At 45.9% G+C, this 23,525-nt stretch carries 20 protein-coding genes; 10 read left to right on the top strand and 10 right to left on the bottom strand.

The annotated features are described in order from the left end of the window. The first annotated feature begins 102 nt into the window (after window positions 1-102). Complete coding sequence (locus tag ACLVWU_RS18530) at window positions 103-879, top strand: hypothetical protein (protein ID WP_413576380.1); 777 nt, start codon at window positions 103-105, stop codon at window positions 877-879. Here the strand turns inward: ACLVWU_RS18530 and mfd are convergent. After that, entirely contained in the window at window positions 876-4,385 is a 3,510-nt protein-coding gene (mfd, locus tag ACLVWU_RS18525; protein ID WP_413576379.1) for a transcription-repair coupling factor, read from the bottom strand. The two genes, ACLVWU_RS18530 and mfd, sit on opposite strands and share 4 nt — an antisense overlap. Before the next feature lie 131 nt (window positions 4,386-4,516). On the opposite strand from mfd, the gene ACLVWU_RS18520 reads away from it, so the two are divergent. From ACLVWU_RS18520 to ACLVWU_RS18490, 7 genes are read left to right on the top strand one after another with little or no spacing between them, the layout of a single operon-like run. Beyond that, window positions 4,517-4,885, top strand: coding sequence for an NADH-quinone oxidoreductase subunit A (locus ACLVWU_RS18520; protein ID WP_413576378.1), 369 nt, complete (start codon window positions 4,517-4,519; stop codon window positions 4,883-4,885). Window positions 4,886-4,888: 3 nt separating this feature from the next. Next, window positions 4,889-6,046 (top strand): complex I subunit 1/NuoH family protein, encoded by a 1,158-nt coding sequence (locus ACLVWU_RS18515; RefSeq protein ID WP_413576377.1) that lies wholly within the window; start codon window positions 4,889-4,891, stop codon window positions 6,044-6,046. Between the two features lie 10 nt (window positions 6,047-6,056). Then, complete coding sequence (locus tag ACLVWU_RS18510; protein ID WP_413576376.1) at window positions 6,057-6,593, top strand: NADH-quinone oxidoreductase subunit J; 537 nt, start codon at window positions 6,057-6,059, stop codon at window positions 6,591-6,593. Continuing rightward, entirely contained in the window at window positions 6,583-6,906 is a 324-nt protein-coding gene (gene nuoK, locus ACLVWU_RS18505) for an NADH-quinone oxidoreductase subunit NuoK (protein ID WP_413576375.1), read from the top strand. The genes ACLVWU_RS18510 and nuoK overlap by 11 nt, the downstream gene beginning before the upstream one ends. A 5-nt stretch (window positions 6,907-6,911) precedes the next feature. Beyond that, window positions 6,912-8,843 (top strand): NADH-quinone oxidoreductase subunit L, encoded by a 1,932-nt coding sequence (nuoL, locus tag ACLVWU_RS18500; protein ID WP_413576374.1) that lies wholly within the window; start codon window positions 6,912-6,914, stop codon window positions 8,841-8,843. Between the two features lie 3 nt (window positions 8,844-8,846). After that, entirely contained in the window at window positions 8,847-10,415 is a 1,569-nt protein-coding gene (locus ACLVWU_RS18495; RefSeq protein ID WP_413576373.1) for a complex I subunit 4 family protein, read from the top strand. Beyond that, complete coding sequence (locus ACLVWU_RS18490; RefSeq protein WP_413576372.1) at window positions 10,415-11,875, top strand: NADH-quinone oxidoreductase subunit N; 1,461 nt, start codon at window positions 10,415-10,417, stop codon at window positions 11,873-11,875. The genes ACLVWU_RS18495 and ACLVWU_RS18490 overlap by 1 nt, the downstream gene beginning before the upstream one ends. Window positions 11,876-11,989: 114 nt before the next feature. Here ACLVWU_RS18490 and ACLVWU_RS18485 read toward each other — a convergent pair whose 3' ends face one another. Then, window positions 11,990-13,162 carry a patatin-like phospholipase family protein gene (locus ACLVWU_RS18485; protein ID WP_413576371.1) on the bottom strand — a complete coding sequence of 391 codons (1,173 nt, stop codon included), beginning with the start codon at window positions 13,160-13,162 and terminating at the stop codon, window positions 11,990-11,992. Window positions 13,163-13,451: 289 nt separating this feature from the next. Here ACLVWU_RS18485 and ACLVWU_RS18480 point away from each other — a divergent pair, with 289 nt between their 5' ends. Further along, the gene (locus ACLVWU_RS18480; protein WP_413576370.1) at window positions 13,452-13,943 is read left to right on the top strand and encodes a hypothetical protein; all 492 of its coding nucleotides are present in this window, start codon (window positions 13,452-13,454) and stop codon (window positions 13,941-13,943) included. A gap of 122 nt (window positions 13,944-14,065) precedes the next feature. Then, window positions 14,066-14,848, top strand: coding sequence for a hypothetical protein (locus ACLVWU_RS18475; protein WP_413576369.1), 783 nt, complete (start codon window positions 14,066-14,068; stop codon window positions 14,846-14,848). Here the strand turns inward: ACLVWU_RS18475 and ACLVWU_RS18470 are convergent. From ACLVWU_RS18470 to hemW, 8 genes are all read right to left on the bottom strand, one after another. Then, window positions 14,778-15,320: a thermonuclease family protein gene (locus tag ACLVWU_RS18470; protein ID WP_413576368.1), complete on the bottom strand. Its 543-nt coding sequence runs from the start codon at window positions 15,318-15,320 to the stop codon at window positions 14,778-14,780. The two genes, ACLVWU_RS18475 and ACLVWU_RS18470, sit on opposite strands and share 71 nt — an antisense overlap. A gap of 136 nt (window positions 15,321-15,456) precedes the next feature. Further along, window positions 15,457-17,862 carry an endopeptidase La gene (lon, locus tag ACLVWU_RS18465; RefSeq protein ID WP_413576367.1) on the bottom strand — a complete coding sequence of 802 codons (2,406 nt, stop codon included), beginning with the start codon at window positions 17,860-17,862 and terminating at the stop codon, window positions 15,457-15,459. Window positions 17,863-18,001: 139 nt separating this feature from the next. Next, window positions 18,002-18,373 carry a TraR/DksA family transcriptional regulator gene (locus ACLVWU_RS18460; RefSeq protein ID WP_413576366.1) on the bottom strand — a complete coding sequence of 124 codons (372 nt, stop codon included), beginning with the start codon at window positions 18,371-18,373 and terminating at the stop codon, window positions 18,002-18,004. 200 nt (window positions 18,374-18,573) lie between these two features. Beyond that, a complete protein-coding gene (locus ACLVWU_RS18455; RefSeq protein ID WP_413576365.1) occupies window positions 18,574-18,945 on the bottom strand; it encodes a TraR/DksA family transcriptional regulator in 372 nt (123 codons plus the stop codon). A 108-nt stretch (window positions 18,946-19,053) separates the two neighbouring features. Beyond that, window positions 19,054-20,724, bottom strand: coding sequence for a penicillin-binding protein activator (locus tag ACLVWU_RS18450; RefSeq protein ID WP_413576364.1), 1,671 nt, complete (start codon window positions 20,722-20,724; stop codon window positions 19,054-19,056). Continuing rightward, window positions 20,721-21,731 carry a DnaJ C-terminal domain-containing protein gene (locus ACLVWU_RS18445; protein ID WP_413576363.1) on the bottom strand — a complete coding sequence of 337 codons (1,011 nt, stop codon included), beginning with the start codon at window positions 21,729-21,731 and terminating at the stop codon, window positions 20,721-20,723. The genes ACLVWU_RS18450 and ACLVWU_RS18445 overlap by 4 nt, the downstream gene beginning before the upstream one ends. Before the next feature lie 10 nt (window positions 21,732-21,741). Beyond that, window positions 21,742-22,260 carry a nucleotide exchange factor GrpE gene (locus tag ACLVWU_RS18440; protein WP_413576362.1) on the bottom strand — a complete coding sequence of 173 codons (519 nt, stop codon included), beginning with the start codon at window positions 22,258-22,260 and terminating at the stop codon, window positions 21,742-21,744. A gap of 76 nt (window positions 22,261-22,336) precedes the next feature. After that, window positions 22,337-23,509, bottom strand: a complete 1,173-nt coding sequence (gene hemW, locus ACLVWU_RS18435; RefSeq protein ID WP_413576361.1) for a radical SAM family heme chaperone HemW — start codon at window positions 23,507-23,509, stop codon at window positions 22,337-22,339. Window positions 23,510-23,525: the final 16 nt, after the last annotated feature.

Genomic DNA, 23,525 nt, shown 5'->3' with positions numbered 1-23,525 from the left:
AGAGTAATGCTCAAAATTCTGCAAATTTCCCTGATATACTTGTTCATAGGTCTTAGAATATCATTCGCCTTGAACGGGAATAGACAAGATTTGAGTTACAGCATGAAATTGCACCTTAGTCCTATAGTTCAAATTAAAGCACTGGTGTCACTGGTGCTCATTCTGTTTTCTGTAACGACCTTTGCAAGCATTGATGAAAACCCTGAAGAAGAGGGATATGTCGAGGTTTACAGCCCGAATGCCTTGGTGGAAAAGGAAATCGCCCAGGACACTTTGGCTTCCTACAAAGCTCGTCGCGAAACCCATGGAATTTACTTTGGTGTGGATTATGAGGACTATGTTCCCGTAAGCTTTGTTTCCATCAACGATGGGAAAACATATCAGGAACTTTTTAATGGAGCCTCCCTACCGATCGTTAGTGTGATGATGGATTATAAATTCAACTTCGAACTTGGTTCGCTGGCCCTGGGGGCCTCATATGGTATGGGAAGCATCGAAGACAGCTTTAGTGGCGAAAATCGTAAGCTGGAAATTACCAAGTACATGGCGACCATCAAATACTCAATGGATAATCTGATGAACGAGCCCTACGTGGTTCCGTACTTTGGAATGTCGGCATATCAGATGAGCCTTAATGATAGTTCACCGACCGGCTCTATCAGTGAAACAGTACCAATGGGATACGCATATACATTGGGGTTATTGGTTCAGCTTGATTGGTTGGACTACGACAATGCCAAACAGGCGACTTTCGATTTTGGCTTGGAGAATACTTTCCTTGATGTGTTCATGACTCAGTATCTGGCTTCTGGTGGCGACGAAGACGCCAATATGGAATCCGATCCCATTTGGGGCGCAGGACTGCGCCTGGAATTCTAAATCATCCTAAGAAGTTTATCCATTTCCTCGTGAACCGAAGACCACGAGATGTTGGCCATTTTAATATTCAGACGGTTGTCAGGTGTGATGGAATACTTTTTTGATTCCTTCATGGCCAGTTGAATAACTCTGGTTGGATCCATTTTAGTTTTCTCTGTGAACACGACTGAAATAGAAGTTACTCCAGCGCTGATATCCCGAACACCCAGTTCTTTACACTGGCGACGAATCAACATCAGACCCATAAGATTAACAGTTTGATCAGGAATTGGACCGAATTGATCGCGCAGTTCTTCTTCGATGCGATCCAGATCATCGGTGGATGTAATTTCCGCCAAGGCCTTATAGTAACCAAGACGGATGCGGATATCCTTGATGTAGGCATCAGGAATAAGGGCAGGGATCTTAAGGTTGATTTCCGGATCCAAATCCATATCATCAACGGCTTCGCCCTTCGCTTCAGCCAAGGCTTCGTTCAAAAGATCCATGTAAAGTTCATAGCCGACAGAGTTTACATGACCAGATTGTTCATCACCCAGAATGTTTCCTGAACCGCGTAGTTCAAGATCGTATTGGGCAATCTTGATTCCGCTACCCAGGGCGGTGTTTTCCTGAATGATCTTTAGTCGTTCTTGCTGTTCTTTATCGAGCTTGCGATTTCTTGGCATCATCAGATAGCAATAAGCGCGGGTTTTCGAGCGACCCACGCGACCGCGCAGTTGGTATAGCTGAGACAAACCAAACATATGGGCTGAATCAATGAACATCGTATTCGCTCGCGGTACATCCATACCGGATTCAACGATAGCTGTACAAATCAAAACATCTATTTCATGATGGAAGAAAGAGAGCATCGCTTTTTCAAGCTCGTGCTCTTCCATTTGTCCATGGGCAACCTTGATGCGCGCTTCCGGCACGATGCTGCGGATTTCATCGGCCAGGCCATAAATAGATTCGATGCGATTATGAATAAAGTAAACCTGACCACCACGCGAAATCTCGGCAGTAATGGCTTTACGAACTGTTTCTTGATCAAACTTCGTTACAAACGTACGAGTCGGCAGGCGATCAACTGGCGCCGTGTTGATCAAACTTAAATCTCGAATACCAACCAGCGCCATGTTCAGCGTTCGCGGAATTGGAGTTGCAGACAGTGTTAACGTATCAACACTCGTCTTAATCTTTTTGATTTTCTCTTTGTGGGTTACGCCAAACTTTTGCTCTTCATCGATAATCAAAAGACCCAGGTCTTTGAAGCCCACAGCACTTCCTAAAAGTTTGTGAGTCCCGACGATGATATCGACTTTTCCGTCTTTCATATCCTGAATCGTTTTCTTGCTTTCAGCAGGAGTCACGAAACGATTTAAGACGCGAATATCAACCGGCCAGCCCTCGAAACGCTTTTTAAAAGTTTCAAAGTGCTGAAATGTTAAAACGGTTGTCGGTGCTAAGATGGCAACTTGACGGCGTGCTTGAACGGCAAAGAATGCCGCACGCATGGCAACTTCGGTTTTACCAAAGCCCACATCGCCGCAAACCAAGCGGTCCATTGGTTTCGTGGACTTAAGATCAGACAAGATGTCGCCAATGGCGCGAAGCTGATCATTAGTTTCCTCGTACGGGAAACCATTTTCGAAAAGTTGAATTTCGTTTTCGCGGAAATCAAATGGTGGTCGGTGCATTTCGGCGCGCTTTGCATACAAAGCCAAAAGATCGGCGGCAATATCGCGAACGTGGGATTTAACTTTGGCTTTGGTTTTCTCCCAAGCCGTTCCGCCCAATTTATCCAGAATAGTTGTCGCACCAGCACCGGAAAATTTCTGCAACTGGCCCACGCGATAAACTGGCAGGTACAACTTGTCTTTGTCTTTAAAACCCACCTGAATGAATTCGGATTCAACACCACCGATATTCATAATTTTTAGACCGTCGTAGATTCCAACGCCATGTTTTACGTGGACCACAAGATCTCCGGGCTTCAGATCCCCAAAGGCCAAGCGCTTGGCCTGCTTTTGGAAATCTTGCGCGGCAGTGGACTCGCGGCTGCGCATCTTCTTGCCGTAGAAATCTTCATCACGCAAAAAGATCACGCGCTCTTCATCCAGACGAAGGCTGTCGGACAGGTAACGACTCACTATATGAATGACATGCTTATCGTTGTCTTGCTCTTGCAACCAGCTGTCCCAGCGATACTCATCGGTGGGGCAACGAACGGCCTTCAATTCTAACTTTTCAAAAATCAAGGACAGGCGATCAATGTGGGATTGATTTTTGGTGCTGACAAAAATTCTATAACCATCATCACGCCACTTGTGAAGCTTGTTGGTCGCAGCTTGCAGCCACAATTCCGAGCCCACCGGGTTCGTATTTGATAGATTCGAAAAATCCTGAGTCATTGATGTGCGATACTCGACATGCGCCTCGGCGGCGTTGTCTTCATCCAGATACTCAAGTGTCGAGAAATAAATCTGACGACTGTTTTCAGGGTACGTAATAGTCTCAAAGTTTTGATACAGCAGATCTAGTTCAGGACGAATCACGTGACTTTCGCTGGTCACATAGTCGGCTTTAAGCTCTGCCATGAACTCGTCAGCGTTTCTGGAGATTTCTACCGGATCCAAAAACCAAACATTCACTGGATTTACAAAGTGAGCTGCAGGACTTGCGGGCTCTCCATAAAAATAGGGAAGTAAAAATTCAATTCCGGGAAATGAGTTCTTTAAAACCAAAGAGCGTAGAAGCTCTTCGACTTCGGACTTTTCCGTTGGGCGATCATCGATCATTGCGCGAACCCGCTGCAACAGGCGTTCGTGAGTTTCGTCGCGGAATAAAATTTCGCGGGCCGGAGTCAGCGTGAAATAATTAATTTCAGCAGCACTTCTTTGATCGTCGATGTTGAAATAACGAAGAGTTTCGATTTGATCGCCAAAAAGATCCAAACGAACCGGCATTTCTTCGGTGGGCGCAAAAATATCTACGATACCTCCGCGCAAAGCATACTGCCCTTTGTCTTCAACCATCGGAGCCGCGACATAACCCAGGGAATTCAAATACTCAGCGATGTCTTCTGGCAGCTCGTCGCCAACCGACAAAGTTCGCGAGGATTCCTTCAGGATTTTCACCGGCATCGTCTTTTGTATCAGCGCGTCAGGGGGTGCAATGAAGATTTCGCTGGGCTTTGCTGCCTGTGCCTTTGCAAGAAAACGAACGCGATCGGCAGCAATTCTCGTGTTCGGGTAAAGACCCGAATAAGCGGAAACATCGAATGCTGGGAGAATAGTACTCTGACGAAGTGGGTCAAAGAACAACAAGAGCTGCTGTAACTTCAATGCTTCTGCGTGACTGCCAACAACAACTAGGTGCGGCAAGCCGTTGATTTTTTTAGAGTAAGTTTGAGACAAAAAGAAAGCAAGAGCGAGCGGAGAGGAGGCTCCGGTCACTTGAATTTTTCCACGAGTTGTTTCGAAGGCACGATCCAAGATTGTTTCGAGCCTTGTGTGAGTCATTTCGGCTTTCATTTTGTGGGGTTATGTTGCCATGGTTATCGCCTTGTTTCCATTCATATTTCTTGGATTTCAGTTGCAGCACATATATAACTAATTGAAATCCAAATAATAACGACATCTTTGGAGGGTCTGTGGCACTCGGTGGAATCATTTTCATCGTCATTTTTATCGCGCTTTTTGGCAGTTTTCTTGTCTGGCTTTCGATCAAGACAGGCGGAAAAGTTCATTATCATCCTGTTAAGTACGAGCCCTACGAGTGTGGTCTCCCTTCGCTAGATAAAAAAGATACGAAAGTTTCTGTGAAGTTTTATCTCACAGCAATCTTGTTCATTCTTTTCGATATCGAGATCATTTTCATGTACCCATGGGCGACTTCTTTCCGTGACTTCATCGCAACGGGGCAGGGTGGTTTCGTATTTGGATCTATGGCCTTCTTCTTGGCTGTGTTCATTTTCGGTTTGTTCTGGGAAGTAAAATCAAAAGCATTGGAATGGGATTAATCAATGGGAATGGGTAAAGATTCATTCGAAATAATCGTCAACGGGCTTAAGCTTGTTGTTATCTTTTTGATGATGGTTCAACTCGTGCCGATCCTTGTATGGGTTGAGCGTCGTGGTTCGGCTTTCATTCAAAACCGTCTTGGTCCAAACCGCGTGGGTCCGTTGGGATTGATGCAATTGTTGGCCGATGCCGTGAAGTTTTTGACGAAAGAAGCTTTCGTTCCTTCAACAGCAAAACCGTTGTTGTACTATGCAGCTCCGGTCTTCGCGTTGATTCCAGGTGCGGTGGCATTCTCGGCAATCCCAATGTCGACTCCAATTTCTGTTGGGACATTTGAATTGTTCGGTCAAACCTGGGGACCATACACTTTCCTGGTTCAAGGTTATGACATCGGCGTTGGTATCGTATTCATCCTGGGTGTTTCATCCCTGGCGGCATACACGATGTTGATGGCGGGTTGGGGTTCAGGCAATAAGTACTCTTTGATGGGTGCACTTCGTGCGTCGGCACAAACGATTTCTTATGAATTGGCTTTGGGCCTTTCAATCGTTGGTATCATCATGATGTACGGTACTTTCCATTTGGGCGATATGACTTTGGCTCAACAAGGTCACCTGCACTTCCAGTTCATGGGCTACACGATCTCTTCTTCATGGCTTCCAAATTGGGGTATTTTCTATCAACCATTGGGTGCTTTGATTTTCTTCACGGCTACTTTCGCGGAATCAAATCGCCTGCCTTTCGACTTGGCAGAGGGTGAGTCTGAACTGGTTGCTGGTTTCCATACGGAATACGGTGGCTTCAAGTTCAACATGTTCTTCATCGGTGAGTATGGCCACATGATGATCGCTTCTGGTTTGATGGCGATTTTCTTCTTCGGCGGTTACGGCATCCCTTGGGTAACAGTTGAACAAGTTCGTGAGTGGGCAATGACTATGACTTCAAATGCTAACTGGGCTTCAGCTTTGGTTGCGTTGGTTCACTTCCTTGTCTTTAACGTGAAGTTCTTTGGTTTCTTGTGGTTATTTATTTGGGTTCGTTGGACGCTACCTCGTTTCCGCTACGATCAGTTGATGGATCTTGGCTGGAAAACAATGCTTCCATGGGCATTGGTTAACACGATCATCACGGCATTCGTGATTTACGTAGCATCTTTGTAAGGAGCTAAAAGTGACAGCAGACGCTTTTCTATTTTGGTTTTTAGCGATCACAACATTGGGCTCTGGCCTGATGGTGATCCTTCTTAAAAATCCGATCTATTCCGCACTAAGCCTGGCCATGACAATGGTGGGTATGGCGGCATTGTTCGTGACTTTGAACGCTTACTTTATTGCGGGCGTTCAGTTGATTGTTTATGCCGGCGCCGTGATGGTTCTATTCACTATGGTGATCATGCTATTCGACTTGAAACAAGATGTCTCAGCATTCACCCGCGGTAAGTTTACAGGCATTTTAAAAATCATGTCAGTGGGCTTGTTGGCCGGTCTGATCTTCGGATCGATCTACGCGACAGTGAATTTGTTGAACTTCAAAACCACTGACAACCCGGTTATGGTTGGCACTGGAATGGAAACAACAAAAGCTCTGGGTCAGATTCTATTCACAAAATATATCTTCGGATTTGAAGCCCTTGGCGTTCTTCTTTTAGTAATCGCAGTGGGCGCAGTAGCACTTTCACGCAGCAAAGGCGGAACACATGAACGCTGATTTCATCAACAATATCGGCCTTACACACTATCTGGTTCTGGCATCTATTTTGTTCGTAATGGGTATGGCGGGCGTTTTGCTTCGTCGTAACGTTATCGTACTTTTGATGTCCGTAGAGTTGATGTTGAACTCTGTGAATCTGACATTCATCGCGTTCAGCAAATACATGGGACATCTTGAGGGTCACATCATGGTGTTCTTCGTAATGACAATTGCGGCGGCGGAAGCAGCTGTGGGTCTGGCGTTGGCAGTATCGATCTTTAAACGCTTTAACGAAGTGAACATTCGCTTCTTCGAGCACTTGAAAGGATAGGCCGAATGAATCATTCAGTTTTAATGGCCATAGTTATCCTAAGTCCTTTGGTTGGTTTCCTGATCAATGGCTTCCGTTATAAAAAGCACTCTGCCAATGTGGCAGGCGTGATTGCGACTCTGGCAGTGGCAATTTCTTTCGTCTGCTCGATCCTTCTGGTGGTTGATCTGGTGCAAATGTCTGCGGAATCTCGCAGAATCGCAGTCAGCTTCTTTGAGTGGATGGCGGTTGATAAGTTCAAAATCAACGCTGGATTCGTTGTCGATCAAATCAGCGCGATCATGATCCTGGTGATCACGGGCGTTGGTACTTTGATCCACATGTTCTCGATCGGATACATGCACCACGATAAGGGAGCAGCGAAGTACTTCTCTTACCTGAACCTGTTCATCTTTAACATGTTGTTGCTGGTTCTTGGTGACAGCTTGCTGGTGATGTTCGTTGGTTGGGAAGGCGTGGGTCTTTGCTCATACTTGCTAATCGGTTTCTGGTTCACAGATAAAGAAAAAGCTGCAGCAGGTATGAAAGCATTCATCACTAACCGTATCGGTGATGCGGCTTTCTTGTTGGGGATGTTCGTTCTGTTCATGACTTTCGGAACTTTGAATTTCGCTGATCTAAACGCCTTGGCGCCAACGACTGTAGAAGCTTCCTGGATGGGCGCTTTGACTTTGGGAACTATGTTCCTGTTCATCGGTGCAACTGGTAAGTCAGCTCAGATTCCATTGTACGTTTGGCTTCCAGACGCGATGGCCGGTCCAACTCCAGTATCTGCTCTGATCCATGCTGCGACGATGGTTACAGCGGGTGTCTATATGATCGTTCGTTTGAATCCATTGTTCATCATGGCTCCAAACACGATGATGGTCATTGCGATCATCGGTGCGGCAACTGCAGTTTTGGCGGCAACAATTGGTATGACCCAATGGGATATCAAGAAGGTTCTTGCTTACTCTACAGTTTCCCAGCTGGGCTATATGTTCCTGGCTTGCGGTGTGGGTGCGTTCGGGGCAGCAATGTTCCATTTGATGACTCACGCATTCTTTAAAGCCCTTATGTTCTTGGGTTCTGGTTCAGTGATCCATGCAATGCACGAAGAACAAGATATTCGCAAAATGGGTGGCTTGAAAAAGTATCTTCCAATCACTCACATCACATTCTTGTTGGGTTGGTTGGCGATCATCGGTATGCCACCATTCGCAGGTTTCTTCTCTAAGGATGAAATCCTGGCTTATGCATTCTTCTCACCAATGGGTTCTCCAATCCTTTGGGCAGCGGGTGCTTTGGGTGCGACTTTGACAGCGTTCTATATGACTCGATTGATGGCTTTGACTTTCTGGGGCAAAAGCCGCGTTCCATCAGATGTTCATCCGCATGAATCACCAGCATTGATGACGATCCCATTGATCGTTCTTGCGGTGTTGTCAGTGATTGGTGGTTGGATCGGTATCCCTCACGTAATCGGTGAGCATTTGGGTCATCTTCCAAATGTTTGGGAGCACTGGTTGAGCCCGGTTATCACGAAGATTCCTGATCTTGGTCACTTTGATGTAACAACTGAGTGGGTTTTGATGGGTACTTCTGTGAGCTTGGCGCTGATCTCTTCGATCGTTGCTTATCAGTTCTATGTGAAGTCTCCAGAGACTCCTAAGAAAATCGCTGAAAGCATCAAGCCAGTCTACAACCTGGTTTACAACAAATATTTCGTGGACGAGGCGTACTTCGGCGGAATCATTAATCCTTTGATAAACCTAAGTAAGAACACTTGGTACTATGTAGATGTGAATTTCATCGACAAGTGCACATACTGGGCAGGGGATTTGGTAAGAGGAATGGGTTCTTTGGCCCGCTCTCTTCAAACCGGAAATATGCAGCAATACGCAATGTACATCGGTATCGGTGTCGTTGTTGTCCTTTCATACGTGATCATGGGGTAAGATATGATCCTGAGTACTATTGTTTTTCTACCTCTTTTGTTTGCTTTGATCATCGCGGTTTGGCCTAACGCTAAGACTATTCGTCCATTGGCGCTGGGTTTTGCGGTGATCGAGTTTGTATTGTCTCTGGTGATGCTTCAGCAGTTCGACACCACTACATCCAACCTGCAAATGGTTGAACGCTATATGTGGATTGAACGCTTCGGTATCAGCTACTTCATGGGTATCGATGGGATCTCGTTGTGGTTGATTCTTTTGACGACGTTCCTTACGCCGATCATTATCCTGGCAAGCTGGACATCCATCACTGAACGAGTAAAAGGCTTCCACGTTTGTATGTTTATTCTGCAAACAGCGATGCTGGGAACGTTCCTGGCAATGGATGCGATCTTCTTCTATGTATTCTGGGAACTTTCACTTATCCCGATGTACTTCATGGTGGGTATCTGGGGTGGGTCTCGCAGAATCTATGCAACAGTTAAGTTCTTCATCTATACGATGGCGGGTTCTGTACTGATGCTGGTTGCGATGATCTACATGATGTACCTGACTCAGGAAACTACAGGTCAGATGAGCGCAAGCTTGCTTGAGTTTTACAAACTGCAAATTCCTTTCGTAGGTGGAACATTCTTCAGCCTGCAAACTCTTCTATTCTTTGCATTCGCTTTGGCTTTTGCAATCAAGGTTCCGGCATTCCCGGTTCATACTTGGTTGCCTGATGCCCACGTTGAAGCACCAACTCCAGGCTCCGTAATTCTGGCCGGTGTTATGCTTAAGATGGGTACTTATGGTTTCATGCGCTGGGTGATCCCATTGTTCCCGGAAGCGTCTGAATACTGGGCTTGGTTGTTCATGTTGATCGGTACTGTAGGTATCATCTACGGAGCACTGGTAGCCATGGTTCAGCCGGACGTGAAAAAACTTGTAGCGTACTCTTCCGTATCTCACATGGGTTACATCCTTCTGGGTCTGTTTGCATTTAATGCATACGGTATGACAGGAAGTTTGTATCAAATGTTGAATCACGGTATCTCAACAGGAGCTCTGTTCATCCTGATTGGTATGATCTATGAGCGCACGCACTCTCGTGAAATCAGCAAATACGGCGGCTTGGCGGGCGTACTTCCGCTGTTCACGATCTTCTTCTTTATTATCACTCTGTCTTCCATTGCCGTTCCGATGACGAATGGTTTCGTGGGCGAGTTCTTCATTCTGATGGGTACGTTCCAAGCGGCACCGGTATTTGCATACTTTGCAGTAACGGGTGTGGTTCTTGGTGCGGTTTACATGTTGTGGATGTTTAAACGTGTGTTCTTCGGCGAGCAAGGTGAGTTGGTTAAAGACGACCACCATCCGCTTCATGATCTGAATGCCCGTGAAATCGCAGTGATGATTCCGTTGGTAATTATGGTTTTCTGGATGGGATTGTTCCCGAACAATTTCCTTCATTACTCTAAAGCCAGCATTGATCACTTGGTGAACAACAAAAACACCTACAACCTGACAATCAATCAACCTGGTGCGACTGCAGCGACTGAGCAATCTACAGCAGCAGCACAAGGAGATAAATAATGAATATGAATATTGGTCTTAGCGACATTCTTCTTGTTTCTCCAATGCTTGCTTTGTTTTTGGCAAGCCTTGTGCCGATCACAGCAAAAGTGCTTCGTGGTAATCGCGAGCAAAATCCAATCATCACTCTTTGTCAGGCGTTGATGGGTGTTGTGATTGCTGTTGGTTTGATGATCGTTTTTGGTGGTGCAGGTAAGACAGCTTTCAATAACGGTTTGATCTTTGACGGCGTCACTCAATGGATGGGTATCATTGCCTTGTTCGCGGCTTCGGCTTCGATGGTTATGATGTACGAAAATCCAGCGACGACGGGTAAGCAGTTTTCTGAACTGATCTTCCTGGCGATGTCTTCTGCAGTGGGGATGTTGATCCTGGTTTCTGCGGTGGATCTTCTGATGGTGTTCATCGGTCTTGAGATGATGTCATTGTCTCTGTACTTGATGATCGCGATGAGCCACGAAGAAAAGCTTTCCAAAGAGGCTGCTCTTAAATACTTCATCCTGGGTTCTTTTGCTTCAGCATTGTTCCTTTACGGTGTGGCATTTATTTTCGGAACAACTGGTAACACAAACATCCTGGCGTTCATGGATCAAGCTGCAGAGCTTGTTCAGACAAACCGCCTGTTCATGTTTGGTATGGGCTTTGTGATCCTGGGCTTCTGCTTCAAGGTTTCTATCGCTCCTTTCCATGCTTGGACTCCGGATGTTTACCAAGGTGCTCCGACTCCGCACACGGCTTTCATGGCTACTGCGGTTAAGGCAGTTTCCTTTGCAGCATTCCTACGCGTAATTGCGACTCGCACTTTGGTGGGTTCTGATCACTTGTTTGATATGCTTCAGTGGTTGGCGGTTATCACGATGATCGTGGGTAATACGGCAGCTATCTTGCAAAACAACTTTAAACGTATGATCGCTTACTCTTCAGTGGCTCACTCTGGTTATATCCTGGTGGGTGTTATCACTGCGGGTGTCAGTGATGACGCAGCTTTCGGTGCAGCTGGCGTGATCTTCTATATTCTTTCATACGGTTTGATGACTTTGGGTGCGTTTGCAGTCGCAAGCATGATTGAGAAATCAGAAAACCATATCGTGAATGTTGATGATCTAGCAGGTTTCGCGAAACAAAGACCGATGTTGGCGCTTTGTATGACGGTATTCCTGTTGTCTTTGGCGGGTATTCCACCGGCACTGGGTTTCTTCGGTAAGTTCTACCTGTTTAACGCAGCTATCGGTGAAGGTCTTTTGTGGTTGGCAGTTTGGGGTATGATTAACTCCGTAATTTCAGTTTACTACTACCTGCGCCCAATCGTTGTTATGTACATGAAAGACGGCAATGCTGATATTGCTGAACACTCCTTGAACGCAACAACAGTAATGGTTGTAGTCACAGCACTAGCAATCATCTTCCTAGGTTTCGTTTCCGGCCCACTATTCGCAGCCGTAGAAAACAGCCTCCTGTAAAAGGTACGGACACACTTTCTCCATCCATATTTGGAGAAACAACAAAGCCTCGGTTAAACCGGGGCTTTGTTGTTTCTAGCAATGGTTTTTAGGATGGAGAAAGTGTGTCCGTACCTAGAAGTCGTGTTGGCGGAGGACGTTGATTCCGGATTTGAAGCCGATGCGCACGATGCGCGCAAGGATTTCTGGGTTCAGACTGAAATGGTCGACGAAGAACATCTCGTAGTTCTGAGGTCGCGGTGAAATATAAATATAGTCGACTTCAGGGCGGTGATGAACCCGCTCACGAATAATACCCAGTAGCTTTTCTCGTTGGTCTTCAGGCAGTTTTATCTGCTTTAGATAGCCTTCCACGGTATTGTAGATCGTCTTGATGTCGTTCTGGTTCTGAATATGTTTGGCAATCTTTTGTTGAATCACCTGGTACAGAGCTTGATTTAAAATCAGTGGAATCCCGTACTTATGAAGCGAACCCATTTCTTCAGTATAGTGATAGGGCTGGGTCGAATAAGATGAAATCACCAGATCTGCGCCATGATCGGCGGCCACGTGTGTGGATAAAGTGTCTCTGATCTCGCCATCGTAAAAAAAGATTTCTTTTCCGTCTTCGGGACGTTTAATTCCATACGGTGCATAAACCGGAGGCAGTGAAGTAGATGCCGCCACCGCAGTGCTGATGGGAGCATAATTTATGTACATGTGATTCGGGGTTTTGTAGGACTCAGGAAAATTGCCGAAAATTGCTTTGCGAGTGTGATTTAACTGAGTACCGATCACAAATAGATCAACACCCAAGCGGGCAAAGTCATTATCTAATAAAACCTCTTTGCGGAGATACCCTTCGATACCACTGGTTGAAAACAGACCATTTAGTTTCAAACCATTTTTGATCAGGGATTCTACACCACCCTTAACCAGGGTTTTATCCAGCAGTGTTCGTGGTATGAACTTCAGCAAGCCACTGGAGTTCAGATTAAAAATATTGCGGTAAGAAATCGGTTTTAGATAACGAAGGTCATTCTTATCAAAGGTTGGCGTCGTACCAGAACCGACTTGAAAGGCATTGATCAGGGATTCAATTGGGTAGCCAGCACCCAAAATGGAAGCAACAAAGGCGCCTGCACTTGAGCCAACATAACAGCGGATGGTCATTGGATCATCGGGATCGAAATTCTGACGCACCATCTCTTTGGTGCCACCAGCAAACTTGAAACCCTTTTCCTGCAAAGCCAAGCATACGCCAATGTGGAAAGCTGCTGCTTTAATGCCGCCTCCACTTAGGACCAATGCTATCTTCTTTTTATCTTTTATCCGCATAACTAAGCATAAGTATGTGATCACACGTGATAGAGAGCAAGGTTGGTCAGACGTTGGTCCAGCCTAGAACCGTGACTAGTCGCTGAATAGCCAGATCAAGGTCCTGTTTTTTGTTGAATTTGACTAAGTAGTCACACTATCTTTGACAGACTGAAGTCCTGTGATAGGGTTGAATACGCAAGCTGAGTAGGCGACCACCATTTCCGAAAAGCTAGCTACTTGCACTTTGAGTTCGCTCAGGGTGAGTAAAGGGGATCGAATGAACGTTGAGATGACTGGTTCTTGGCTACCGCTAATGGACTACTCCACTAAGTATAGAATTAGTGTGAGTACTCTCCGCCGAAGAATCAAAGCCGACGACATTCGATTCCGATTTGAAGACGGCAAGTACTTCATCATGGATGAACCGATGGGTACCCATCAAAGAGTACATCGCCCCTCCCAAGAAAGCGAAAACCTTGCTTTGGTGGGTGCTCATCAAGGAATGATGAAAGAAGGAACGGAAATGGCTTCTTCAAAGGATGAAATGAAGGCTCAGGACCTTGCTGAAAAAGCGGTTAAAGTAAATAAGGATGAGCCGATCCTAACTGCTGCGAATAAACTTCTTAACGAACTTAAGAAGGCTTACACGCAGATCCTTCAGGAAAAGGAAGAGCAGATCTTCCAATTGAAGGATGAAGTCACGGATTTAAAAACCCTGGTTCGCGTTCTTGAATCTGAAAACGACCGCCTGAAGGGCTTTAAACAGTAAAGTCTTAAAATCAGATGTTATCTTGCAAAAAGCCCCGGTAGGAGATTCCAACTGGGGCTTTTTCTTTTATCGTTATCGATATGGAAAACTCACTCGAAGTTACAGCTCAGGCTGGAAGGCCCATGTTGGGCGATTTCATTCAAATCAATGTCTTTTCTCCAGGGGATCACGACAGTCTTCTGACTTCTGTTTTGCAAAACCTATCTGAGATCGAGGTGTTAGTTAACCTAGATGACAGCAATAGTGAAATTTGCCGGGTTCTTATGGTGGAGGGTGACGATTCGTTTGAAATGGCGAAGCCCGTTGCCGAAGTTTTGGAGTTAGCACTTGATGCCAGCGTGATGTCTGATGGTTACTTTGAACCGTTTCGGGAGGAATCCAGAAACTTGGATCTTCGAAGTTTAATCCGCGGATATATGGTGGATCAGGCCGTGGGACTTTTAACGGCTAAGAATCCAAAATTGATTGGTATGGTCCATCTGGCCGAAGGAATTCGCTTCTTCAATTGCCCTAAAAAATCTATTCATGTGCGCATGAGCAGCTCGAATGTCGAAAAAGAGCTGGGTCTTTTCAAAAATGCAGTCTCAACAACAGAAGACCGTGGAAACCTTTATGATCACGAATCCTCGACACTCTATTTACATCCGTTGCGCCATCGGGTCGGAGATCATCATACAGTTTCCGCTATCGCCGATCGGTGCGCTGACGCAAATGTTCTAACCAAAGTGGGCTTGTATGCTCCCAAAGAAACCATTCAGGCTTGTGTTGCTGAACTGGATGCGCAAATTGTGATATTCGATCAAAAAGGGGAGATAGTCGAAATATTTGAGGAGTCTAAGGCATATAGCTTCGATCAAGGGAACATTTCTTATTCGTCTTATGACGATAGCAATAGGGGCTCGTAAGATCTGCATCTCTCCAGATACCCAGTCGACGGCCCCTGGCCTCATCGACTGATGCCAGATAGCGACCCTTGGAATACTTCGTTGAATCATAGGCCCAACCGTTTTGCACGATCATCAAGTTCACATTCTTATCGTCTACAAAAACTGTGCAGGTGATGCGATCAAACGACTTTCCATCGCATTCAAGATTTACTTCTTTGCCCTTGATCACGGACTCTGTGAAATTGCGGGCTTGCTTACCGTGTTTTTGAGAGATTTCCGGGCAATCGATTCCGGCAAATCGCACCTTGGCGATCTTGCCACTTACCTTTACCCGACAAGTATCCCCATCATGGCATTTTTCAACTACTCCGGTCAGATATTGAGTTTGTTTTTTCTTCTTCTTGGCGTCTGCACTATGAAATGAAAATGAGATAATAGCTGCCAGGAATAAAGATACGAATTTCATGCGGTTGCCCGAAGTTGAGATCATTTAAAAATGCTATCTTGCAATCAGAGCATTTGCAACTAAGGCAAGTTGGCAGTCTGGCTAAGTTTAAATAAAAAAGGACTGATTGCTCAGTCCTTTTTTTACATCTCATCTTGGGAGGGGCGATGTACTCTAGCGACTATGCCGCTAGAGATTTTGTTTTCTTAGCTTCTTTCTTAACGCCAGTTTTCTTAGTTTGTGTCGCAGCGTCTCTATCGAAAGCTACTGCGAACACTTCATCAAGATTTTCGGCGAAGATGAAGTTAATATTGTCTCTGAACACTTTTGGAATATCAGCCAAGTCTTTCTTACAAGCCATTGGAATGATGATATTTGTAATACCAAGATTCAAAGCTGCAAGACACTTCTCTCTGATACCACCGACAGGAAGTACGCGACCTTGTAGCGTCACTTCACCAGTCATCGCCAGGTCATGGCGAACCGGAGTACCTGTCATCAAACTTACAAGCGCAGTTGTAAGAGTGATACCTGCAGAAGGACCATCTTTAGGGATAGCGCCCGCTGGCAAATGGATATGGATATCGTACTTTTCAAAGAAGTCTTCCGGAATGTTCAGTTCTTCCATGTGAGCACGAGCATAAGACATCGCTGCGTGAGCAGACTCTTTCATGACGTCGCCAAGTTGGCCCGTCAAAGAAAGGTGTCCTTTACCTTTCATTTTCAATGCTTCAACAGTCAACACTTCACCACCAGCTTGTGTCCATGCAAGACCTTGCACAACACCAACTTGGGAATCAGCGATTTTGTCGTCGCGTTGGAAGCGTGGAGGGCCCAGAAGTTCTGGTACAGTCGTAGCGTTTACTTCTACGAATTTCGCCTCTTCCATTACCACCATCTTAGCAACTTTACGGCAAACTGAACCTACTTCGCGCTCAAGGTTACGTAGACCTGCTTCGCGAGTGTAGCCAGCGATAAGGTATTTGATACCTTCATCAGTGAAGCTGATGTTCTCTGGAGTGATACCGTTTGCTTCGATTTGTCTTCTGATCAAATGTTTTTTCGTGATCAAAAGTTTATCGTTCTCTGTGTAACCAGGGATGTTCAAGATTTCCATACGGTCACGCAATGCTGGTGGGATGTTCTCCAACACGTTTGCAGTAGCGATGAACAACACGTTTGAAAGGTCGAAATCCACATTCAAATAGTTATCACGGAAAGTTGCATTTTGTTCTGGATCCAAAACCTCAAGCATTGCTGCTGAAGGGTCGCCGCGGAAATCAGAACCCAATTTATCAACCTCATCGAGTACGATAACTGGATTGTTTGTTTTCGCCTGGCGAAGAGCCTGGATAATTTTACCTGGCATCGCGCCTACATAAGTACGGCGGTGACCACGGATTTCCGCTTCGTCCTTCACGCCGCCCAAAGCGATACGGAAGTATTCACGGCCCATCGCGCGAGCGATAGATTTACCCAAAGACGTTTTACCTACACCTGGAGGACCACCAAAGCACAAGATTGGTCCTTTAAGGTTTGGTTTCAATTTGCGAACCGCCAGGAATTCCATTACGCGGTCTTTAGCTTTTTCAAGCTCGTAGTGATCTTCATCAAGAATTTCTTTAGAGCGTTTAAGATCGATATGATCTTCAGATTTTTTGCTCCAAGGAAGATCCGCCATCCAATCAAGGTATGTACGAACCATTGTTGCTTCAGATGCATCTGGATGCATACGCTCCAAACGACCCAATTGTTTCATAGCTTCTTGTTCAACATGAGGAGGCATACCAGCATTCGTCAATTTATCACGAAGCTCGTCCATCTCTTCAGATTTAGAGTCCTGCTCGCCAAGTTCGTTTTTGATAGCCTTCATTTGTTCACGCAAGAAATACTCACGCTGATTTTTGTTGGCATCGTCTTTGGCATTCGGACGATTCTTGGCTTGAGTTTGCATAACTTCAAGTTCTGCAGCCAGAATCTCTGTTACGATTTTTAGTCTTTCCGTGGAGTCATGAGTCTCAAGAACTTTTTGAGCATCTTGAACTTTGATACCAAGGTTGGAAGCGATCAAGTCAGCGATACGACCTGGATCAGTGACATCATCCAACACCAACAAAATGTCCGGTGAAAGAGGGCGACCTAGAGCAATAATACGTTCAATGTGCTCTTTCGCAGTTCTGATCAAAGCTTCGTTTTCAACAACTGATTTTTGATTTGGGATTTCTTCGATCTTCTCAACAGCAACTTCAAAAGAAGGAGAAGTCTTGGAGTAATTTTTAACACGACCCTTAGCCACACCTTGGATCAAGATTTTTACGCGGCCATCAGAAAGCTTGCGCATTCTCATGATCATCGCAATCGTACCAACTGTGTAGATTGAATCTGGAGTAGGATTCTCTTCAGAGATATCTTTTTGTGAAGCTAGGAAGATAAGGCGATTCTTTGCCAAAGCTTCTTCAACAGAACGGATCGAGGAATCACGACCTACAAATAATGGAATGATCATGTAGGGGAAAACAACGATGTCTCTCACAGGTAGCATTGGAAGTGTCTGTGGGATTTCTAGAACTTTATCGTCAAAACTCATACCGCTCCTCCGCGTTGATGCGGGAAATGTTTCATGTATGAGACTTTTCGGAGCGTGCTGAGAATTGCTTGAATGAAAATATGAAAAATTGGACTGACATCCGTGTCAGTGGGTCACTCGTCCAGTGAGAGTTTCCGATTTACTGAAAAAGATTCGCGTGGCTTTCCTGCTCTTCCATGCATTCAATACATAGGGCTGTGAAAGGTCTGGCCTGAAGTCTGCGTGCACCGATCAATTCGCCACAAGCTTCGCACTGGCCGTAAGTCCCCTCAGAGATTTTGCCTAAAGCGCGCTCGATAGCGTAAAGCGCCGTGCGGTCTCTTTCATGTAAATGGATAGAGATGTTGTTAGCAACATCTTGAGAAGCAACTTCTGCTTCGTCGCCAGCTCCACTGATGCTGGACTGTTCTTCTTTGAACTCATGTGACTTGTTCAGGATCGAACCTTTTTGCAATAGCAAAGATTCTTTCAATGTTTCAAGTTCTACCGTACTTAGTTCGGTCGCGTTCATCTCACCCCCCGATATGATGATCGCCGTTTCGCTAAAGCGAGACGTGCCCAAAATTGAGCCTGTTATTACGAGGGATGAGAGGAGTGTCACTAAAAAAGCAGTGCGTGACGAATTAGTAAGCACCGCTTTGCCGCACAGCCATGAGAGGAGAAGTGTCGAGACAGAAAGTGAAACAGAAACAGAAAGTGAAACAGATTTTTTCAGCGAGCAAACTTTCTGCCAAATGCTTCACGCATCTCAGCACCTTCTATGCTGAGTCGAGTCCAAGGAATTGCAAGTAAACGCTCTGCCTCAATGGGCTCTTCCGTTTCTTCACATAATCCAAAAGTTCCCTGTTCTATTCGTGCCAGGGCCATCTCGACTTCGAGTAGCTGATTTCTCATGCGCTCTTGTGAAACTAAAAAAGTGTGCTCCTCGATGTGAGCAACTGAAACATCCCCTTCGTCGCCAGACTTTTCCGTGCGTACGAAATCGGATTGGGCTGTTCTGATGCGATTCAGAATATCTTGCTTTGTAAGAATCAATTTCTTACGGCACTCAGTAACAATTTTTTCTGTGATTTGCTTTGTCATAACAGCCCCCTTCTTTAGGATTAGCAGCTTGCTTGCCGCTTAGTGTTCCTTAGACAGGAAGGGGGAGGGGGCCGGTTAAAAAAAGGTCATTAAATAAATTTATGGATCCTATTGACGCATACGCAATGGGGCGATTTCACCTTTTTCCACGGTCAACGAGATCACAGGACGGTCAATCTCGCGCTCAGAGCTCATAGAAAGGCTTCCAAGCGATCCCGGGAACTTGCTGAGGCCAATTAGTTTAGCCGTCAATTCTTCTCGCGTGTCGGCCCCTGAAGCCACAAGTTGGCGAAGGATTAAACCCGCATCATAGGCTTGAATCTCAATCAATGTAGGTTGCTCGCCGTATAGATTCTTATACTCAGTCATAAAACGTGATTGATCCTGGGCCGTCGGTGCAATCGAATCAACGAACATCAAGTTGTTCGCGAAATTGCCGGCACGTTTTGCGATACCAGCAGTATTCCACAGATTTGTTCCCATAAGTTTTACGCCGCGCACATCATTGAATGCGAGCATTGCGGCAATTTGACCCATTGCTTTTGCGCTATCCGGAATAAAGATCGCATCAAAATCCGTAATCGGCGGGAGCACGTTTTCAGTGTTGTCACCGCGTGCGGAACGCTTTTTGTCCGAGTGTTTAAGATCCTTCAGGCGTAGATTGAATTCATCCTGACGACCTTCACCGTAATAGGTTCCCACCAGACGTTGAATCACCAGGCGGAAGTCGGTTTCTTTATTGGAGTAAGTTTGAGAAGCCGTGATTTTTCCACCGCGAGCAAGCACTTCATCCCAAAAAATATTTGTAAACTCTACTCCGTACTGGTCATTAGGGTACAGAACAGCAAAGCGTTTCATGCCCATGTCGTCCATCGCAGTTCTTACTAACTGACGGACCTGCATTTCGCTGGTCAGTGAATTTCTGAATACTGTCGGGCCAATTTCAGTCAGGCCAGAGCGTTGAGAAAGCGCGATGCTTGGAACTCCAAGTTCGTCAGATTTCGCCGCCACGGCCGGCGCTGTCTTACTTAACAAACTTCCCACAACGGCGATGACATTGTCCTCTTTCACCAGGCGTTCAACACCACGGCGTGCAGAGTCGGGATTGCCTTCGCTGTCCATGACTGCCAGCTTAAACCCGGAACCGGGAACATGAAGCCCCAGGCCCATTTCGAGGCCCCGAAGGGCGCGTTGGCCGACAGCGGAGTTGCGACCACTTAATGGAAGTACTACGCCAATAGTTTTTGATTGCACGTTCTTGGCAGCATCCAGCTGAGAGATAATATCTTTCGCACGTGCTGCCAGGTCACTCTCCGGAAGGTAATCAATAACACCGGCATAGTATTTTTTCGCTTTTGAGATATCGCGTTCATCCAGGGCTTTGTCAGCCAAGCGGGACATGGCGTGACCGCGCAGGTAGCCGTACTCAGAATTGTCAGCGACCTCTTCAAGTTGCTTTTCATTTAAACGATTTTCAACATCTTCAATGGCGCGAAGACGATAAACGTCCTGCTCCTGTTTGGTAGGCGCTTGAACTGACATCACGACCAGTTCTTTAAGTGCGACCAAGGGATCGTTGGAGGTGGGAGGCACAGGAAGTGCGGGAGTTGTTGGCGTCACTGGAGGCGGTTTTGCCGCCATGCCAGACATGCCTTTGCCTTTTTTACCGTTGGTTTTTCCAGCGACGGGAGCTTGCTTGGTCTCCGTTCTTTTTGTCGTGGGTGTCGTACAAGAAGCAATTACACATGCGGAGACAATCAGAGCGAGCTTCGCTGTCATTTTCTATTCCTCATCAAGTGAGATACTTTATCGTGGAATGCTTTAACCATCGGGGTTGATTCCCCGGATTTTGCCAGTTCTTCTATCAATTCCTTTTGACGGCTTGAAAGATTACTTGGCGTATCCACCAGTATTCTAACCATCATATCACCAGATCCAAAGCCACCAATTTTCGGGAAGCCTTTTCCCTTTAAACGGAACGTTTGTCCTGAATGTGTACCCGGAGGAATGCGAATCATCGCCTTACCAGTCAGGGTCGGAACTTCAATATTGGTCCCTAAAATTGCATCAGTATAAGTGATTGGAAGGTCCAGAGTTACGTCATTTTCGGCGCGCTTGAAGATAGAATGCTCTTGCAAGGCGATGATCACATAAAGATCACCTGCAGAACCACCGCTCCCACCATCACCTTCACCGGCAAGCTTTAAACGCTGGCCTTCTTTAACTCCCGCCGGAACATTTACAGAAAGTTTTGCTGATTCTTCCTTGCTGCCTCGTTGGCGCATGAAGCTGATGACTTTTTCCGTGCCAACGGCTGCTTCTTCGAAGGATACATTCAAAGTATAACGAAGATCTGTGCCTTTTTGGGGACGACGGGCGCGGGCCCCGGGGCCAGCACCACCAGCGCGACCACCAAAAATATCACCGAATACGTCACCAAAGATGTCCTGGAACGGATCGCCGCCCTGGCCACCACCGGCGCCACCAAAGCCACCACTATTGCCGAATCCACCAAAGCCACCGGCACCACCAAAAGGTCCACCAGCTCCGGCTGAACCAAAACCCGGGCCTGCATGACCAAACTGATCATACATCTCGCGCTTTTTGGTATCGCTTAGCACTTCGTAGGCTTCACTCAATTCCTTGAATTTCTCCTCGGCCTTTTTATCACCAGGGTTCTTATCCGGGTGATACTGAATCGCCAACTTACGGAATGCTTTTTTGATTTCATCCGCAGTTGCCGTACGCGAAACATTCAAAAGGGAGTAGTAGTCCTTCTTAGACAATCAATTCCTCTTATTCCGGTTTCTTTGCGACCACAACCTGGCCGGTACGAATAACCTTGTCATGCAATTTGTATGGCTTCTTAAATACGCGAGCCACGTGACCCGGAGCCACCTTATCAGTTGCTTCAGAGCTTAAAGCTTCATGAATATTCGGATCAAACGGCACGCCTTCAGAGGCGATCTCAGTGACAGAATGCTTCGCTAACAAATTGCGAAGTTCTGTCGCTGTCATTTCAATGCCTTGTTTGAAGGTGTTCAAGTTGTCTACAGTTACATTAACCTGCAAAGCGCGATCAAAATTATCCACGACATCCAATAGGTCGCGAATAAATCTTTCGCCACCATACTTCATCAACTCTGAACGTTCTTTGATTGCATTTCGTTTGTAGTTTTCAAACTCAGCGCGCAGGTACATGAAATCATTCTTATACTTTTCAGCCTGCTCTTGAAGCTTTTGAATCTCAGAAGATACGTCGAAGTTTTCGGAAGTATCAGGATTTGAATTTTGAGAGTTGTTTTCCTCTGACATGAAAGTTCCTTTCGCAATACTTAAGATTGTGTATTCATTAGATATTGTCAATTAAACGGGGTGCAGATTTTTTGACCTAGACGTCTTCTTTTAAGAACGTTAATTCCTGAAAGACTTTGTTGCTAATTACTAAGCCGTCTCGTGTTAGGGACCAGTGATTGTTCTGAGATTGAACCCAGCCATTTCCGATCAATTTGTTCATAATGCTGGAGATTTGATGATAAACCGCAACAGGGAATTTCTCCTGAAGTTCGCGCTCATTGAGCCCGCGCATTAAACGCATCGAGGTATGACAAAAGTCCGTAAGAGCCTGATGCATTTCAAGTTGCTCAACCTGAGCCCCTGGTAAGTGCGCAGCTGGAGAAGTAAATTCCTGCCCCTGGAAATCCAGAATCTGTTTTTTATACTCACCAATAGAGTTCAGATTCCAATAGCGAGTGCCCCACTGCGATTCTTTGGAATACGAATGAGAGCTAAGTCCCAGGCTCCAGTACGGTTGATCCACCCAGTACAACATGTTGTGCCGTGACTCATAACCGGGTAAAGAAAAATTAGAAATCTCATACTGTTGAAATCCACGGCCGGTCAATTCGTCGGCAATGAAATCAAACATATCCACTTGTTCTTCTTCCAGCGCGCGGCCTTTGGAGAGCGGATGTCCTTCGGGTACTGTCAGGCAATAGGGACTGATGTGCTTGGCACCTTGTTCAACAGCGATGCGCACATCATTTTTTAGACCATCCAAAGTTTGTGATGGCAGAGCGAAAAGAATATCGAAGCTAAAGTTCAAGTTATGCGCCCGCAAAAGGTCCAGGGTCTCAAGTGTCTGTTTTGCCGAATGCTCGCGATGTACCATTTTCAGCAGGCGATCATCAAATGTTTGAGCACCAACACTAAAACGATTTACTCCGTGGTCGATATACATTTTCAATTTATCTTTGTCGACCGTCGCTGGATTTATCTCGATAGTGATCTCGGTATCGGGTCCAGTTGTATAGCCATATCTACCCAGCTCTTTGATAACAGCTACAATAAGGTGAGCAGGGATCAAACTTGGTGTTCCGCCACCAAAGTAAAGTGTGTCTAACTTTTGAGGCTGATAGTACCGATGCTTTTGGCGAATCTCCTCAAACAGCAATTGGACGTACTGATCCGGCGGCAAAATCTTACTTTGCTCGTAAGTCGCGAAGTCACAATAAGTGCAGCGCTGAATGCAGTAAGGAATGTGAACGTAAACGCCAAAAGCCATGGGAGTTATGTAGAGT

It is taken from the genome of Bdellovibrio sp. HCB290 (assembly GCF_047305925.1).
Lineage (GTDB): Bacteria > Bdellovibrionota > Bdellovibrionia > Bdellovibrionales > Bdellovibrionaceae > Bdellovibrio.
The sequence above is the reverse complement of the archived record's forward strand: the minus strand, read 5'-3'. Positions and strand labels throughout refer to the sequence as shown.

Excerpts from the sequence above, each read along its gene's own strand:
- ACLVWU_RS18470 (WP_413576368.1), bottom strand. The coding sequence starts at position 15,320 with ATGATCTCAACTTCGGGCAACCGCATGAAATTCGTATCTTTATTCCTG.
- mfd (WP_413576379.1), bottom strand. The coding sequence starts at position 4,385 with ATGACTCACACAAGGCTCGAAACAATCTTGGATCGTGCCTTCGAAACA.
- ACLVWU_RS18490 (WP_413576372.1), top strand. The coding sequence starts at position 10,415 with ATGAATATGAATATTGGTCTTAGCGACATTCTTCTTGTTTCTCCAATG.
- hemW (WP_413576361.1), bottom strand. The coding sequence starts at position 23,509 with ATGGCTTTTGGCGTTTACGTTCACATTCCTTACTGCATTCAGCGCTGC.
- ACLVWU_RS18475 (WP_413576369.1), top strand. The coding sequence starts at position 14,066 with ATGTTGGGCGATTTCATTCAAATCAATGTCTTTTCTCCAGGGGATCAC.
- ACLVWU_RS18450 (WP_413576364.1), bottom strand. The coding sequence starts at position 20,724 with ATGACAGCGAAGCTCGCTCTGATTGTCTCCGCATGTGTAATTGCTTCT.
- nuoL (WP_413576374.1), top strand. The coding sequence starts at position 6,912 with ATGAATCATTCAGTTTTAATGGCCATAGTTATCCTAAGTCCTTTGGTT.
- ACLVWU_RS18440 (WP_413576362.1), bottom strand. The coding sequence starts at position 22,260 with ATGTCAGAGGAAAACAACTCTCAAAATTCAAATCCTGATACTTCCGAA.
- nuoK (WP_413576375.1), top strand. The coding sequence starts at position 6,583 with ATGAACGCTGATTTCATCAACAATATCGGCCTTACACACTATCTGGTT.
- ACLVWU_RS18480 (WP_413576370.1), top strand. The coding sequence starts at position 13,452 with ATGAACGTTGAGATGACTGGTTCTTGGCTACCGCTAATGGACTACTCC.
- ACLVWU_RS18455 (WP_413576365.1), bottom strand. The coding sequence starts at position 18,945 with ATGACAAAGCAAATCACAGAAAAAATTGTTACTGAGTGCCGTAAGAAA.
- ACLVWU_RS18495 (WP_413576373.1), top strand. The coding sequence starts at position 8,847 with ATGATCCTGAGTACTATTGTTTTTCTACCTCTTTTGTTTGCTTTGATC.
- ACLVWU_RS18530 (WP_413576380.1), top strand. The coding sequence starts at position 103 with ATGAAATTGCACCTTAGTCCTATAGTTCAAATTAAAGCACTGGTGTCA.
- lon (WP_413576367.1), bottom strand. The coding sequence starts at position 17,862 with ATGAGTTTTGACGATAAAGTTCTAGAAATCCCACAGACACTTCCAATG.
- ACLVWU_RS18460 (WP_413576366.1), bottom strand. The coding sequence starts at position 18,373 with ATGAACGCGACCGAACTAAGTACGGTAGAACTTGAAACATTGAAAGAA.
- ACLVWU_RS18515 (WP_413576377.1), top strand. The coding sequence starts at position 4,889 with ATGGGAATGGGTAAAGATTCATTCGAAATAATCGTCAACGGGCTTAAG.